At 67.5% G+C, this 13,416-nt stretch carries 12 protein-coding genes and 1 other RNA gene; 6 read left to right on the top strand and 7 right to left on the bottom strand.

Annotation, left to right across the window (positions count from 1 at the left end):
* Window positions 1-13 precede the first annotated feature (13 nt).
* The 5 genes from ACTCB7_RS11950 to ACTCB7_RS11930 are packed head-to-tail and all read right to left on the bottom strand — an operon-like array spanning window position 14 to window position 4,527.
* The gene (locus tag ACTCB7_RS11950) at window positions 14-781 is read right to left on the bottom strand and encodes a TlyA family RNA methyltransferase (protein WP_463006842.1); all 768 of its coding nucleotides are present in this window, start codon (window positions 779-781) and stop codon (window positions 14-16) included.
* A complete protein-coding gene (locus tag ACTCB7_RS11945; protein ID WP_463006841.1) occupies window positions 778-1,887 on the bottom strand; it encodes an ABC transporter substrate-binding protein in 1,110 nt (369 codons plus the stop codon). The genes ACTCB7_RS11950 and ACTCB7_RS11945 overlap by 4 nt, the downstream gene beginning before the upstream one ends.
* Window positions 1,884-3,245: a sensor histidine kinase gene (locus tag ACTCB7_RS11940; RefSeq protein WP_463006840.1), complete on the bottom strand. Its 1,362-nt coding sequence runs from the start codon at window positions 3,243-3,245 to the stop codon at window positions 1,884-1,886. The genes ACTCB7_RS11945 and ACTCB7_RS11940 overlap by 4 nt, the downstream gene beginning before the upstream one ends.
* Complete coding sequence (locus tag ACTCB7_RS11935; protein WP_224414611.1) at window positions 3,242-3,904, bottom strand: response regulator transcription factor; 663 nt, start codon at window positions 3,902-3,904, stop codon at window positions 3,242-3,244. The genes ACTCB7_RS11940 and ACTCB7_RS11935 overlap by 4 nt, the downstream gene beginning before the upstream one ends.
* Window positions 3,901-4,527, bottom strand: coding sequence for an IclR family transcriptional regulator (locus ACTCB7_RS11930; RefSeq protein ID WP_463006839.1), 627 nt, complete (start codon window positions 4,525-4,527; stop codon window positions 3,901-3,903). Before ACTCB7_RS11930 ends, ACTCB7_RS11935 begins: the two co-directional genes overlap by 4 nt.
* 207 nt (window positions 4,528-4,734) lie before the next feature.
* Here ACTCB7_RS11930 and ACTCB7_RS11925 point away from each other — a divergent pair, with 207 nt between their 5' ends.
* The 3 genes from ACTCB7_RS11925 to ACTCB7_RS11915 are packed head-to-tail and all read left to right on the top strand — an operon-like array spanning window position 4,735 to window position 7,690.
* Window positions 4,735-5,721 (top strand): Bug family tripartite tricarboxylate transporter substrate binding protein, encoded by a 987-nt coding sequence (locus ACTCB7_RS11925; protein WP_463006838.1) that lies wholly within the window; start codon window positions 4,735-4,737, stop codon window positions 5,719-5,721.
* A 2-nt stretch (window positions 5,722-5,723) separates the two neighbouring features.
* Entirely contained in the window at window positions 5,724-6,176 is a 453-nt protein-coding gene (locus tag ACTCB7_RS11920; RefSeq protein ID WP_463006865.1) for a tripartite tricarboxylate transporter TctB family protein, read from the top strand.
* Window positions 6,176-7,690 (top strand): tripartite tricarboxylate transporter permease, encoded by a 1,515-nt coding sequence (locus ACTCB7_RS11915; RefSeq protein ID WP_463006837.1) that lies wholly within the window; start codon window positions 6,176-6,178, stop codon window positions 7,688-7,690. Before ACTCB7_RS11920 ends, ACTCB7_RS11915 begins: the two co-directional genes overlap by 1 nt.
* A gap of 110 nt (window positions 7,691-7,800) precedes the next feature.
* Here the strand turns inward: ACTCB7_RS11915 and ACTCB7_RS11910 are convergent, their stop codons facing one another.
* Both ACTCB7_RS11910 and ACTCB7_RS11905 read right to left on the bottom strand, forming a co-directional pair.
* Window positions 7,801-9,825 (bottom strand): hypothetical protein, encoded by a 2,025-nt coding sequence (locus ACTCB7_RS11910; protein ID WP_463006836.1) that lies wholly within the window; start codon window positions 9,823-9,825, stop codon window positions 7,801-7,803.
* 32 nt (window positions 9,826-9,857) lie between these two features.
* Window positions 9,858-11,081 carry an ATP-grasp domain-containing protein gene (locus tag ACTCB7_RS11905; protein WP_224414616.1) on the bottom strand — a complete coding sequence of 408 codons (1,224 nt, stop codon included), beginning with the start codon at window positions 11,079-11,081 and terminating at the stop codon, window positions 9,858-9,860.
* A 226-nt stretch (window positions 11,082-11,307) separates the two neighbouring features.
* Here ACTCB7_RS11905 and ffs point away from each other — a divergent pair.
* The 3 genes from ffs to dnaX form a co-directional block, all read left to right on the top strand.
* Window positions 11,308-11,404: signal recognition particle sRNA small type (gene ffs / locus ACTCB7_RS11900), an RNA gene on the top strand.
* A gap of 175 nt (window positions 11,405-11,579) precedes the next feature.
* A complete protein-coding gene (locus tag ACTCB7_RS11895) occupies window positions 11,580-11,846 on the top strand; it encodes a hypothetical protein (protein WP_224414617.1) in 267 nt (88 codons plus the stop codon).
* 143 nt (window positions 11,847-11,989) lie between these two features.
* A partial coding sequence (dnaX, locus tag ACTCB7_RS11890) for a DNA polymerase III subunit gamma/tau (RefSeq protein ID WP_463006835.1) occupies window positions 11,990-13,416 on the top strand: 1,427 nt, incomplete at its 3' end.

Below are 13,416 nucleotides of genomic sequence, written 5' to 3'. Positions count from 1 at the left end.
CGTGCTGCCCGGTTCAGGTGCGCCGGGCGTGCAGCAGGAACTCGCGGTTGCCGTCGCCGCCGCGGATCGGGCTGTCCCGCCAGGTATCGACGCGAAAGCCGTGCTCGGCGGCACAGGCGCGAATGACGGCTTCGACCTCGGCGTGCAGCGCGGGATCGGTGACGATGCCCCGGGCGTCGACCCGGCCGGGCCCGACCTCGAACTGCGGCTTGACCAGCGACAGCAGATGCGCGCCCGACGGCAGCACGTGGGCGAGCTCGGGCAGGATCCGGGTCTGCGAGATGAAGGAGACATCCATCACCGCCACCCGCGGGCAGCGCGCATCATGGGCCGCGAGCGCCTCGCGCAGGCGCGGATCGTCACTCATGGCCCGGGCATTGAGCCCCTCGAGGCAGGTGACGCGCGGATCCTCGCGCAGGGCGACATCGAGCTGATCGTGGCCCACCTCGATGCCGATCACGTGTCGGGCGCCGCGCTTCAGCGCGCAGTCGGTAAAGCCGCCGGTGGACTGGCCGACATCCAGCACCAGACAGTCGCTCAGATCCAGGGCGAGGGTATCGAGCAGCGCTTCCAGCTTGAGCCCCGCCCGGGAGACGTAGCGCTCCTCGGGGTCGTCGGTGATCGTGAAGGCGGTGTCTTCGGGCCACTTTTCGCCGGGGCGGGTCAGCGGCCGTTCGGGAGCGTCGGTGGCGCTGACGCGGCCGTGGCGGATCAGTCGCTGGGCCCGCGTGCGCGAACGCGCCAGGCCCCGGGCGACAAGCAGCAGGTCGAGTCGCATCATGGCGAGGTCTCGTCTCGGGTGTCGGCGGCGATCGTGCCGCGCTGGAACTCGCGTGTCCAGCGCGTCAGCAGGGCCTCGCGCTTGAGGCGGTCGAGTGTCGCCAGCAGGCCGGGGCCGATGCGGATCGGCCGCAGGGCGTCGCCGAGACGTTGCCTCAGCGCGTTGGCGGTGCCGGGGCCGTCCAGCGCGGGATGGATCGCGCCCAGGGTGGTCAGCTCGCTGATGGCACGCTGACCGGCCTCGCCGAGCAGGTAGTCGAGGAAGCGCCGCGCCGCCATCGGGTGGGGAGCGTCCCGGGGGATGAAGGCGAGCCGCTGGGTGACCAGGGCGTAGTCGTCCGGAACGGCGATCTCCAGTTCGGGGTGCTCGCGGACGAAGTCCCGGGCGTAACTGCCCAGCAGGTTGTAGCCGATCAGGTAGCGTCCGTCGGCCAGCCCCTCCAGCATGTCGCGCGTGGTGCCGGCCAGCACGGTATCGACGCCGCCCAGCGCATTCACCAGCTCCCAGTAGCGTGGCGACAGCCGCGCCTCCTCGATGGCATAGGTATAACCGGCACCGCTGGTGGCCGGGTCGTAGGTGACGACCCGCCCGCGCAGTGCCCGGCGATGCCCGGTCAGCAGGTCCACCAGGTCGGCATGGCTGGTCACGGCGCCGAAGCGCTCGGCGAGCTCGCGGCGATAGACGATGACCACCGGCTCGAAGGTGAAGGCAAACAGTTCATGACGCCAGCGGGCCCAGGCCGGCCAGCGTCGTGCCGCCTCGCTGGCCAGCGGCTGGGCATGGCCGTCGTTGGCCAGCCGGTACTGCCAGGGCATCGCCGAGGACAGCACCACGTCGGGGCGCGGCGTGACGTCATCGTCAAGGAAGTCGCGGTAGATCGCCAGGGTGGTCAGGTTGTTGTAGCGCAGGGCGAGATCCGGGTTGCGGTGATGAAAATCCTCGAGCAGCGGGGCGATCAACGGCGTGTCCAGCGCGCCGTTGATGACCAGCGGCTCTCCCGGTCTTCCGGCCCTTGCGGGGAAGTCGAGCCGCGACTGGGCGAAGGCGCTCTCGAGCGGCGAGAGGGCCAGCAGTACAGTGGCGAGCAGGGCGGCGACGAGGCTCATTCGCGATCTCCCTGAAACGTCATGGTCACGCACAGGCCTCGCCCGTGCCGGCTGTCATCGAGGGTGAGGCGTGCGCCGTGCCCACGGGCGATGCTGTCGACGATGGCCAGGCCGAGCCCGGAGCCATCGCCGGTTTCGGCGCCCCGATGGAAAGGGCGCAGCATCAGCAGGCGCTTCTCGGCGGGGATGCCGGGGCCGTCATCCTCGACCTGAAGGCGGGGCGGGTCGGCCTTCACGCGCACGGTGACATGGTGCGCGCCGTAGCGGCGGGCGTTGTCGATCAGATTATTGAGGGCTTCCTCCAGCTGCCAGTCGATGCCGGCCAGGGCGACGATGGCGTCGGGCGCGTCGAGGTCGAGCGCGATGCCGGCGCGGTGACAGGCGGCGAAGGCATCCCGGGTGGCGTTGCGGGCCACGGCGACCAGATCCAGCGTCGCCGGCGCCGGCGTGGCCTCGGGGTTGTTGAGCCGGGTCAGCGACAGCAGCTGAACCGCCAGCCGGGCAGTACGAGCGCTGGACGCCTGGATGGTTTCCAGCGCCGATCGCCAGGCGGCGGGTTCAGGCTGGCGCAGGGCCAGTTCGGCCCGTGCCGATAATCCGGCCAGCGGGGTACGCAGCTGGTGCGAGGCGTCACCGATGAAGCGCTCCTGATTGGCCCGTACGCGGCGCATGCGCGCCAGCAGTTCGTTGAGGGTCTCGCGCAGTTCGGCCAGCTCGCGGGGCAGCGGCAGGTCAAGGGGCGCCAGGGTACGAGGGTCGCGATGGCGGATGGCGCGTCGCAGCCGGGTCAGCGGCGCCAGGGCGATACGAATCGCCAGCAGCACCACGGCGATCGCCAGCAGCGCCATCAGGGCGATGCGCGAGGCGCTGCCGGTGAACAGTGACCACGTCAACTGATCCCGGCCCTCACGGGTGTGGGCGACCCGCACCTCGAAGCGTTCCCGCTGGCTCCAGCTGTCCAGACGCGCAGGGCGCACCCCGACGCGCAGGGTCATGTCGTGCCAGCGGGTATCGGCGAAGCGCAGGCTGTCGTCGCCACCGGGGAGTGCGGGCAGGTCGGCGTTGCCGGTGATGAAACGGCCGTGGTTGTCGTAGAGCGCGTAGAACACCCGCTCCTCGGCATCCGTGGCCAGCATCTCCAGCGCGGCGGGCGGCAGGTCGAGCCAGAGCTGCGCGTCCTGCCACTTGACCTGCTCGGCGATCGCCAGCGAGGCGGCCTCGAGCAGGCGGTCGTAGGCGCGGTCGGCGGCATCGTGGGCGCTGCGGTAGGCCTGCATCAGCATCAGCGCACCCAGCCCCAGCAGCGGCAGCAGCAGCCAGGTGATCAGGCGTCGGTAGAGGCTGTCGGTGGCTTTCATGATTCGGTCAGCAGGTAACCCAGCCCGCGTATCGTGCGCAGTTCGACGCCGCTGTCGGCCAGCCGCCGTCGCAGGCGATGCACGTAGACCTCGATGGCGTTGTCGCCGACCGTGTCTTCGGCGAAGGCTTCGCCGGCCAGTTGTGCCTTGTCGACCGGCTCGCCGGCATGGCGCATCAGACAGCCCAGCAGGCGCTGTTCACGGGGCGGCAGGTTGAGCGGCTCGTCGGCGAGGGTGAAGCGCTGGGCCAGACCGTCGAACGCGAGCGGGCCGACCTGCAGGTGGGCGCCGGGTGGATGGCGGCGGCGCAGCAGGGCGCGGACGCGGGCCTCGAGTTCGTCCAGGGCGAACGGCTTGGCCAGATAGTCGTCGGCGCCCAGATCCAGACCGCGCACTCGGTCCTCGATGGCGCCCCGGGCGGTGAGGATCAGCACCGGCGTGTCCGCATCGTGGCCGCGCAGGGTGGCCAGCACCTCGAGCCCGCTGCAGCCGGGCAGGTTGAGATCGAGCAGGATCAGGGCGAAGTCGTGCCGGCCGGCGAGCCGCTCGCGGGCCTCGTTGCCGTCGGTGAGGCAGCTGACGGGGTAGCCGGCCAGTCCCAGGGCGTCCTGGAGGGTTTCCGCCAGCAGGGTGTCGTCCTCGACCAGCAGCAATTTCATGGTGTGGCCTCCGGGTCGTGGGGCATGCCGTCCAGCGGCCGGCGTGACAGGGCGTCGATGGCGGCATCGAGCCGGCTGGCGGCGTCGCTGGCGTCGAGGCGACCCGCCGGGCCGGAAAGGGCCAGCCACAGGGGCTGGTCCGCCGTACGGGGCACATTCAGCGGGCGGCAGACCATGTGCCCCCCGGCGAAGGCCAGCGCCGGTGAGCCGGGGGCGGGCGTGCGCCAGCGCGTGCCGGGGCGCAGATCATGGCGCAGCGCACTGTCGGGCAGGGCCACCAGACGGCACTCGGCATGGCGGCCCTCCACGGCCAGCAGCGCTGCCGTTTCGCCGCTGTTTTCCGCCAGTGCCTCGAGGGCGGGGCGAATCCAGGCCTCCAGGCGGCGCTGCGGCAGGTGGCGCCGGGCCAGGCGCACGGGGGAGTGCCCCAGCCGGTAGCGCCCGTCGCGGTCGCGCTGGACATAGTCGAAACGTTCCAGGGAGCCCAGCAGACGCAGCAGCGTGCTCTTGTAGAACCCGGTGGCCGTGGCCAGCTCGGCGAGCGAGAAGCGTTCCTGAGCGTTATCGAAAACCTCGAGGATGGTCAGCGCGCGTTCCACGGCCTCGACGCGATCCTGTGCCATGACGAGCCCTTTGTCTCCATGACCGGCGTTGCGGTCGCATTCAACTTTGGTCGCAACCTCGAGCGCAGGCGTTGACGCCCGCGCTCGAGATGCCTAGCTTTCCATTCTGTAGAACGATGTTCTTCCTTACAGAATTGTAAGGGAGGCGTCAGGTTTCTGCAAGCCGATCCGGCTGAACCCATACACCGTTCATAGGGGACGATAACAATGTCGATGAGAACGCCTCTCAAGTTTCTTGCCGCGGCATCGCTGACGCTCAGCGCCGGCCTGGCCATGGCCTTCCAGCCCTCCGGCAAGGTGGACTGCATCGCGCCGGCCGATCCGGGCGGCGGCTGGGACTTCACCTGCCGCAGCGTGGGCAAGGTGCTCGAGGACCTCGACCTGGCCCCGGGCAGCGTGCAGACCATCAACATGGCGGGCGCCGGCGGCGGCGTGGCCTACGCCCATACCGTCAGCAAGCGCTCCGACGACGACCAGCTGCTGGTCGCGGCGTCCACCGCCACCACCACGCGGCTCGCCCAGGGCCAGTTCCCGGGCATGAGCGCCGACGACGTCAACTGGATCGGCGCCGTGGGGGCGGACTACGGGGTCATCGCCGTGGCCAAGGATTCCAGGTACCAGGATCTACCGGCACTGATGGACGCCCTGAAGAAGAATCCCAAGGCGGTCAAGTTCGCCGGTGGCAGCGCCAACGGCGGCTGGGATCATCTCAAGGTGCTGATCGCCGCCAACAAGGCCGGCGTCGACAACCTGCCGAAGATTCCCTACCTGTCGTACAACAACGGCGGCGAGGCGATGACCCAGGTGGTCGGCGGCCACGTCGATGCCTTCACCGGCGACATCTCCGAGGCCCAGGGCTTCATGGAGTCCGGCGACCTGCGCATCCTCGCGGTGCTGGCCGACCAGCGCCTGCCGGGCAAGTTCTCGGACATTCCCACCGCCAAGGAACAGGGTATCGATGCCATCGGCGCCAACTGGCGCGGCTTCTACATGCCGGGCAAGATCTCCGACGACGCCAAGCAGTACTGGGTCGACGCCGTCGACACCCTCTACAAGAGCGACGAGTGGAAGGATGTCATGAAGAAGAACGGCCTGATGCCGTTCCACCCGGGTCAGGGCCAGTTCGAGCAGTACGTCAAGACCCAGATCGATGACATCCAGGCACTGTCCAAAGAAATCGGGCTGATCAAGTAATGTTGCGTCTCAACGACCGTGTCTTCGGTCTGCTGATGCTCGCCCTGGCCGTCGCGTACGGCTGGGGCGCCCAGCAGTTTCCCGAGCCGTTCGGCGGCGGCGAGGCCGTCGGGCCCAAGACCTTCCCGACGATTCTCGCCGTGGTGCTGGCGGCCTGCAGTCTCTATCTGATCGTGCGGCCCGACCCCGGCAATCCCTGGCCGAAGGGGCGCACGGCCCTGGAGATGCTGATCGCGGTGGCGGTGCTGATCGCCTATACCCTGATTCTCGAGCCGGTGGGCTTCATCGTCGCCACCATGCTGGCGATCGGCAGCCTGTGCTGGCGCATGGGCGCGCCGCCGCTGCGGGCCTATCTGAGCGGCCTGATCGGCGGCATCGTGGTCTTCGCGCTGTTCAATTACCTGCTGGAGCTGCCGCTGCCCTGGGGCGTGCTGGCCTTCGTGGAGGGAAGCTGATGGATACCCTCAATTATCTGATCGACGGCTTCGGCGTCGCGCTGGCGCCGCACAATCTGATGTTCGCGCTGATGGGGGCCTTCCTGGGGACCCTGATCGGTGCGCTGCCCGGTCTCGGGCCGGCCAACGGGGTGGCGATCCTGATCCCGCTGGCGTTCACCCTGGGGCTGCGCCCGGAAACCGCGCTGATCATGCTCACCGCGGTCTATGCCGGCGCCATGTACGGCGGACGCATCTCGTCGATTCTGCTCAACATCCCCGGTGACGAGCCGGCGATGATGACCTGTCTGGACGGCTACCCGATGGCCCGGCAGGGGCGTGCCGCCGAAGCGCTGGCGATCTCCGCGGTGGCCTCGTTCATCGGCAGCCTGATCGCCACCGTGGGCCTGATCCTGCTGGCGCCGCTGCTGGCCAGGTTCGCGCTGACCTTCGGCGCGGCCGAGTACTTCGCGCTGTTCGTGCTGGCCTTCGCCACGCTGGGCGGCATCACCGGCAAGAATCCGGTCAAGACCATTCTCGCCGCCGCCCTGGGGCTGATGATCGCCACCGTGGGCATCGACCTGTCGACCGGCGTGCAGCGCTTCACCTTCGGTACCCTGGAGCTCTACGAGGGCGTCGACTTCATCATCGCCATCGTCGGCCTGTTCGCGGTCTCCGAGCTGCTGGTGTTCATCGAGGAGAAGGCCGGGGCCGGCCGCGAGATGATCAAGGTCAACAAGCTCTCGCTGAAGTGGAAGGACATCCGCGAGATCCTGCCGACTTCCTTTCGCGGCGGCGTGATCGGCTTCATCTCCGGGGTCCTGCCGGGTGCCGGGGCCTCCCTGGGCAGCTTCATCAGCTATACGCTGGAGAAGAGGATCCTGGGCAGCAAGAACCGCTTCGGCGAGGGCGACTCACGCGGCGTGGCCGCCCCGGAATCCGGCAACAACGGGGCCTCGAGCGGCGCGCTGGTGCCCATGCTGACCCTCGGCGTGCCGGGCAGCGGCACCACCGCGGTGCTGCTGGCGATGCTGATCTCCTTCAACATCACCCCCGGGCCGCTGATGTTCACCCAGAACGCCGACGTGGTGTGGGGGGTGATCGCGGCGCTGCTGATCGGCAACTTCCTGCTGCTGGTGCTCAACATTCCGCTGGTCGGGGTGTTCGTCAAGCTGCTCTCGGTGCCGCCGATGTACCTGCTGCCGATGGTGACCATGGTCGCCTTCGTGGGCATCTATTCGATCAGCCACTCGCCCGTCGACCTGTACTTCATGGTGGCGTTCGGCGTGGCCGGCTATGTCCTGCGCAAGCTGGAGATTCCGCTGGTGCCGGTGATCCTGGGCATGCTGCTGGGGCCGGAGGTGGAGAAGAACCTGCGCCACGCGATGCAGATCTCCGACGGTGACTGGACGATCCTGTGGAGCAGCCCGCTGTCGATCACCCTGTGGGCGATCGCCATCGCCGGGCTGGTCCTGCCGGTGATCGTGGGCCCGATCCTGCGTCGTCGCATGAAGGCGGGCGCGCAGCCGGACTGAACGCTCTACCGTAGCGGATCTCGAGACCCCCGCCGGCCTTGCCGGCGGGGGCTTGCGTTGGCGTTCGCCCAGGACGCCGTTGATGGCGGGAGAGGTCCGGAGGAGAAGGCTCAGGAGCAGCCGGGGTGGGCCTGGAGGCCGTTGGCGGGGAGCCGATCGGCGCCCCAGCTGCGATGGATGTAGCCGATGACCCGGTCGAGCTCTTCCTGGGTGATGTCGGCCAGTTCGCCGCGCTCCAGCGGGTCGTAGTGGAAGATGTAGAGTCGCGAGGCAAACTGCTCGAAGGGCAGCGAGGCCTCACCGAAGCGTTCGCCGTTGCCGGCGGTACTGACCTTGATGCCGTCGCCCCAGTCCTGGCCGCTGTCGTTGTTGGGATTGAAGAAGTAGGCGCGCATCACGTCCTGCGGATCGAGCGTCACACGCAGCAGGGTGATGGCGTGCCAGCCGATGAAGCGTGCCGCGCTGTCGGTCACCGCGATGCCCGCCGGCTGCGGATGGATCAGCGGCTGGTTGCCGTTGTAGTAGGGGTGGTAGCTGGCGTAGAAGTGGCGCAGAAAATCCTCGAGCGCCTCGAGCTGGCCGGTCTCGACGTCGACGTTGATGCGAAAGCCGCGGCCGGCCCACCAGCCGTGGAATTCCGGATTGACCCAGCGGTGCGGGTCGCCTTCACGGCCGATGCAGCGCCGGCCCATCTCGGCGTAGATGCGGTCGAGATGCGGTACCACCAGCAGCGACACCGGGTCGAGGTCCATGGGCAGGGTGGTGGCCACGCCGGAAAGGCTTGCCATCGACGAGATCGGCTGACCCTCGAAGTGCATGATGATCTCGTCGTCGCGGGCCGCCCAGGCGACCATCTGCAGCAGATAGTCGGGGTCGTTGTAGGCCCACATCGACAGCGCGCGCGCCGACTGGCAGGTGGGGTTGTTGCCCTGACCGACACCCAGCGGCAGCCCCAGCATGCACAGCACGCCTTCGAGCAGCCGGGCCCGCGGTGAGACCGCGTCGCCGTAGGCGAGACGCAGCCGCTCCTGCGACCAGGGGGTCAGCGGCAGGCCGATCTGGCGCCACAGCGCCGGTGCCACCGGGGGCTGGTAGAGGATGCCGCGTTCGAGCGTCAGGGCGAGGCCGTAGACCGCCTGGGCAGTATCGGGGTGCACGCCTTCCTCGATCAGCGCCTGAACCAGCTGCCGGTAGCACAGCAGGCAGTCGCGGCCGGTCGATGACAGGCCCAGCGCCTCGGCGAGCAGGTGGTCGCCATGGTCGAGCAGGTGGCGCAGCAGGACCGGGTGATAGGGCGAGACCAGCCCCGTGTCGTGCATCGCCCGGGCGAAGCCGGTGGCTTCGTACTGCAGGGCGCCGGCGTCCATCGCTTGCAGCCGCTCGGCGTAGATCGCCACGCCCGGGTCCTCGCGACAAGCCTGGGTAGGTCCGAAGAGACTGCTCACCAGGCGGTCGGCACCCTGGCCGCTGGTGCCGAGGTCGATCTCGGGGTTGGCGCGGCAGATGGCGATCTGGGTCACCATGCGCTTGACGGGATCGGTCTGGATGGGGCGCTGCTGGAGGATGCGCCAGATCTCGTCGATCAGCTGATCGATGACGTGTTCATAGCCGATGCCCTCGGCCAGGTGGGTGAACAGGCGGCGGGTCATCAGCGCCAGCCGACCCTGGGTTTCGCGTTCTGCCTCGCTCGGGGCGGTGAACAGCAGTTCGAGGTTGATCGCCAGGACCTGGGTCAGGTAGTGGTGCGCCTGCTCGGCGGAGATCAGGGAATGCTCGTAGGTGCCGTGTGCGACCGCCAGCAGGCGCAGTTCGCTCAAGGCCTCGAGCACCACGGTGTCGGCGTCGCTGCTCTTGAGCGAGTGCGGCGTCAGTGAGGGAATCAGGATCTGCGGATGGGCCCAGTCGGAGCCGATGAAGACGCCGGCTTCCTCGAGAGCTCGTGCGCGCTGCTCGATGGCGGCACAGCCCCCCTCGAGCAGCATCACGCGTCGCGCGGTGTCGAAGACCCGCCGGACCTTGCCCGGCTTGGCAAAGTCCCGGGCGTCGGCGAGTATCGCGGTCGCCTCGTCCAGCTTGGCCAGCAGGTCGTTCAGCCTCCCGGCATCCGGGGTCCGGTCATCATGATGCGTCGTCACACGGGCTCCTTGTTCCCGAGTATGTGCCGCGATTATACATAGAAGTCGAGCTCCTCCTGATGTTTGAGCAGATCGCGCAGGGTGTGCGGGTCATCGCCGAAGAAGTAGACCAGCCCCCAGTGAGTGCCGAAGGCCGTGCGCTTGGTCACGGTTTCCTCGAGCGGTGCGGTCAGTTCGTGGGACTCGAAATAGGGATGATCCTCGGTCTCCTCGGGGATCTCCAGGCGGCTGACCACGCGGCGGCGTGGATAGACCCCGAAACAGCCGGCATAGCCCTTGGCGTCGACCACCTCCTTGGGGAAGAACGCCTTGACTTCATCGTCGGTGGCCCTGGGGTCGAAGACCATGATCGTCGCCTGGTAGGCATTGAAGCCGTAGGCCCGCTCGAGCAGCTCGAAGACCTTGAACCCGGGCGGGCGGTAGGCGACTTCGCCGAAGTACATCTCGCCATCGCTGGTAACGAAGTACTCGGGGTGGATCAGCCCGAACTCGATGTCGAAGGCCTTGATCAGCTTCTCGATCTGGGCGGTGATCTGCGGGCGGTACTGCTCCAGTTCCGGCGAGGCGGGAACAAAGACCGAATAGCCCAGCGTCACGTATTCCGAGATGTTGAGAAAGGCGATCTTGCCGTTGTGGATCCAGGCCTCGACGGCGAACTCCCAACCATCGAGGTGGGACTCCATCAGCACCGGAAATTCCTCGTCGGGGATGGTGTCGATCTCGTCGGGGGTGCGAATCACGCGATGACCCAGGCAGCCGGCCTTGTCGAAGGCCTTGAGGTGGATCGGGTCGTTGGGATCGCCGTCGAGCTTGAGCAGCGTCTGGTTGACGCGCTTGAGAAAGCGAATGACATCGTCCTTGTCGTGGGCCTCCTCGAAGATGCCCACGCGGATGCCGCCGAGCTGGGCACGGCGTTTCATCAGCGCCTTGTCACGCAGGAGCAGGGCCTGGCCGTAGAGGCGGGGGTTGTCGAGCAGCACGGCATTGATGGCACCGGCCCATTCCACGGTTTCCTCGAACAGCGGGATCGCCACATCGACGCCCATCTCCTTGAGTGTCTCGGCGATCTCCATGGAGCGGTCGTTGAGGCGCTCGAAATTCCAGGACAGGTAGGGGATGTCGTGTTTCTGGCAGTAGTCCTCGGCCCAGTCCGGTGCGACCACCACGTAACGTCGATCAAAGTTCTCGGCGGCCTCGACAGCATTGAGGCTCCAGCCGAGCAGCGCGACGTAGCCCTTGTCGGGGTTCTTCTTCATGAGTCCTTCTCCTTGACCGGTCGATTGCGTTGGTTCCCTCTAGTCAGCCTAGTCGAAATTCGCCTTGAGCCTTGCGCCGATCGGTGAACCTTCCCAGGCTTGCGGGGCCGGCCCGGCGCTGTTATAGTGCTGCGGCGCTCGAGGCAAATGAGGCGAAACGATTTCGCATTCAACGAGTTACCTCGAGTGTGTCGGCGCGATGGCGTCGATTCGATTGTGGTGGCCCCGTCGGTCCTCCCGCAACGCGAAGCCGCGAACCCCGCCAGGCCCGGAAGGGAGCAACGGTAGTGGTGGATGCGTGTGCCGGGATGTGGCTGATGGGGCCGCCTCCCGTTGTGCTCCGTATTATTTATCCTGCCTGTTTATCGCCGCACTCCGGCGTGTCCGCCGCAAACATTGACCCTGTCTGCTCGAATGCTATCGTGCCTGCGTTATTGTCCAAGCCGCGTAAAAGTTGCGTTATAAGAACTTCCCATTTTTGTACGCAGGTTGACCTCAATGGGTATATTTTCCATTAGTTACGATCTTTATCAGGCCAGCGAATACCGAGCCTTCTACGACTGCCTGGAAAGCTTTGACCACTGCTGGGCCATGGACGGCCAGTGTCTGATCCGTACCGGGCAGGATGCCACCGAGCTGCGGCGCACGTTGATGCAGCTGATCGACAATCACGATGTGCTTTTCGTATGCCGGCTGGGTGACGACTGGTCCGGTGTCGGCACTCAGTGTGGCGGCTGGCTCGATCGGGTGCAGCAAGGCGGCTGATGTTTCCCTCCCGGCGCTGGCCAAGCGTGCCCCGGCAGCTTTCCGCCCTCGTCGGGAATCGCTAGAATGAGTGCGATATCACGCATTCTCAACGGGTCGCTCTGTGCCGGCCCGGTTCCCAGTCGCAAGGACTTCCGTGCTGCATGAGCTATCAGGTACTGGCCCGCAAGTGGCGGCCGCGCACCTTCCATGAACTGGTTGGGCAGGAGCACGTTCAGCGAGCGCTGATCAACGCGCTCGATCAGGGGCGTCTGCACCACGCCTACCTGTTCACCGGTACGCGCGGTGTCGGCAAGACCACCTTGGCGCGGATTCTTGCCAAGTGCCTCAACTGCGAAGGCGGCGTGACCTCATCACCGTGCGGCACCTGCAATACGTGCCGTGACATCGACGAGGGGCGGTTCGTCGACCTGATCGAGGTGGATGCGGCCTCGCGCACCAAGGTCGAGGATACCCGCGAGCTGCTGGACAACGTGCAGTACGCGCCTACCCAGGGTAGATACAAGGTGTACCTCATCGACGAGGTGCACATGCTCTCGACCCACAGCTTCAATGCGCTGCTCAAGACGCTCGAGGAGCCGCCCCCGCACGTCAAGTTCCTGCTGGCGACTACCGACCCGCAGAAGCTGCCGGTAACGGTGCTGTCGCGCTGCCTGCAGTTCTCGCTCAAGAACATGCCGCCCGAGCGTATCGTCGAGCATCTCGAGCGGGTGCTGCAGGCCGAGTCGGTCACCTACGAGGCGCCGGCCCTGTGGCTGCTGGGCAAGGCGGCTGAAGGCTCGATGCGCGACGCCATGAGCTTGACCGATCAGGCTATCGCCTTCGGTCAGGGCCAGCTGCGCCGGGCCGACGTGGCGGCAATGCTCGGCACCCTCGATCACCGCCATCTGCTGGCGCTGGCCGAGGCGCTGGCCGAAGTGGATGCCGCCCGGGTACTCGGCGAGGTCGCGTCGCTGGCCGAGCAGGGGCCCGATTTCGCCGGCGTGCTGGATGACCTGACCGGCGTCTTCCACCGTCTGGCGATCGCCCAGATGGTTCCCGAGGCGCTCGACAACGGCCATGGTGACCGCGACGAGTTGCTGGCGCTCGCTGGGCGCTTCACCGCCGAGGATGTTCAGCTCTACTACCAGATCGGTCTGCAGGGGCGTGCCGACATGGACAGCGCGCCGGAGCCGCGCACGGCGCTGGAGATGACCCTGCTGCGCATGCTGGCCTTCCGCCCCCAGGGCGTGCCGAAGCCGCCGCAGACGCCGCTGCCATTGCGTGGCGACACGGGTTCTAAGGAGGCGGCGGCTGCCGGGGGCGAAGCGCTGGCCCCGGCCGGCGAGGCGCCTCCGCCCGAGGCGCCGGTGGTGGATGACCGCCCCATGCCCGTGGATGAAGCCGCCGAAAAGGCCGCTTCCGAGGAGGTGCCATCCGACGTTGCGGGGGCCGAAGCGCCTGCGGCGTCCGATGCCCCACCGCCGCCCTGGAGCGAGACTGCCCTGGAACCGGAACCGGAACCGGAACCGGAACCGGAACCGGAACCGGAACCGGAACCGGAACCGGAACCGGAACCGGAACCGGAACC

Source organism: Modicisalibacter sp., assembly GCF_055145905.1.
Note: the sequence above shows the minus strand (reverse complement) of the source record. Positions and strands in the feature narration are given on the sequence as shown.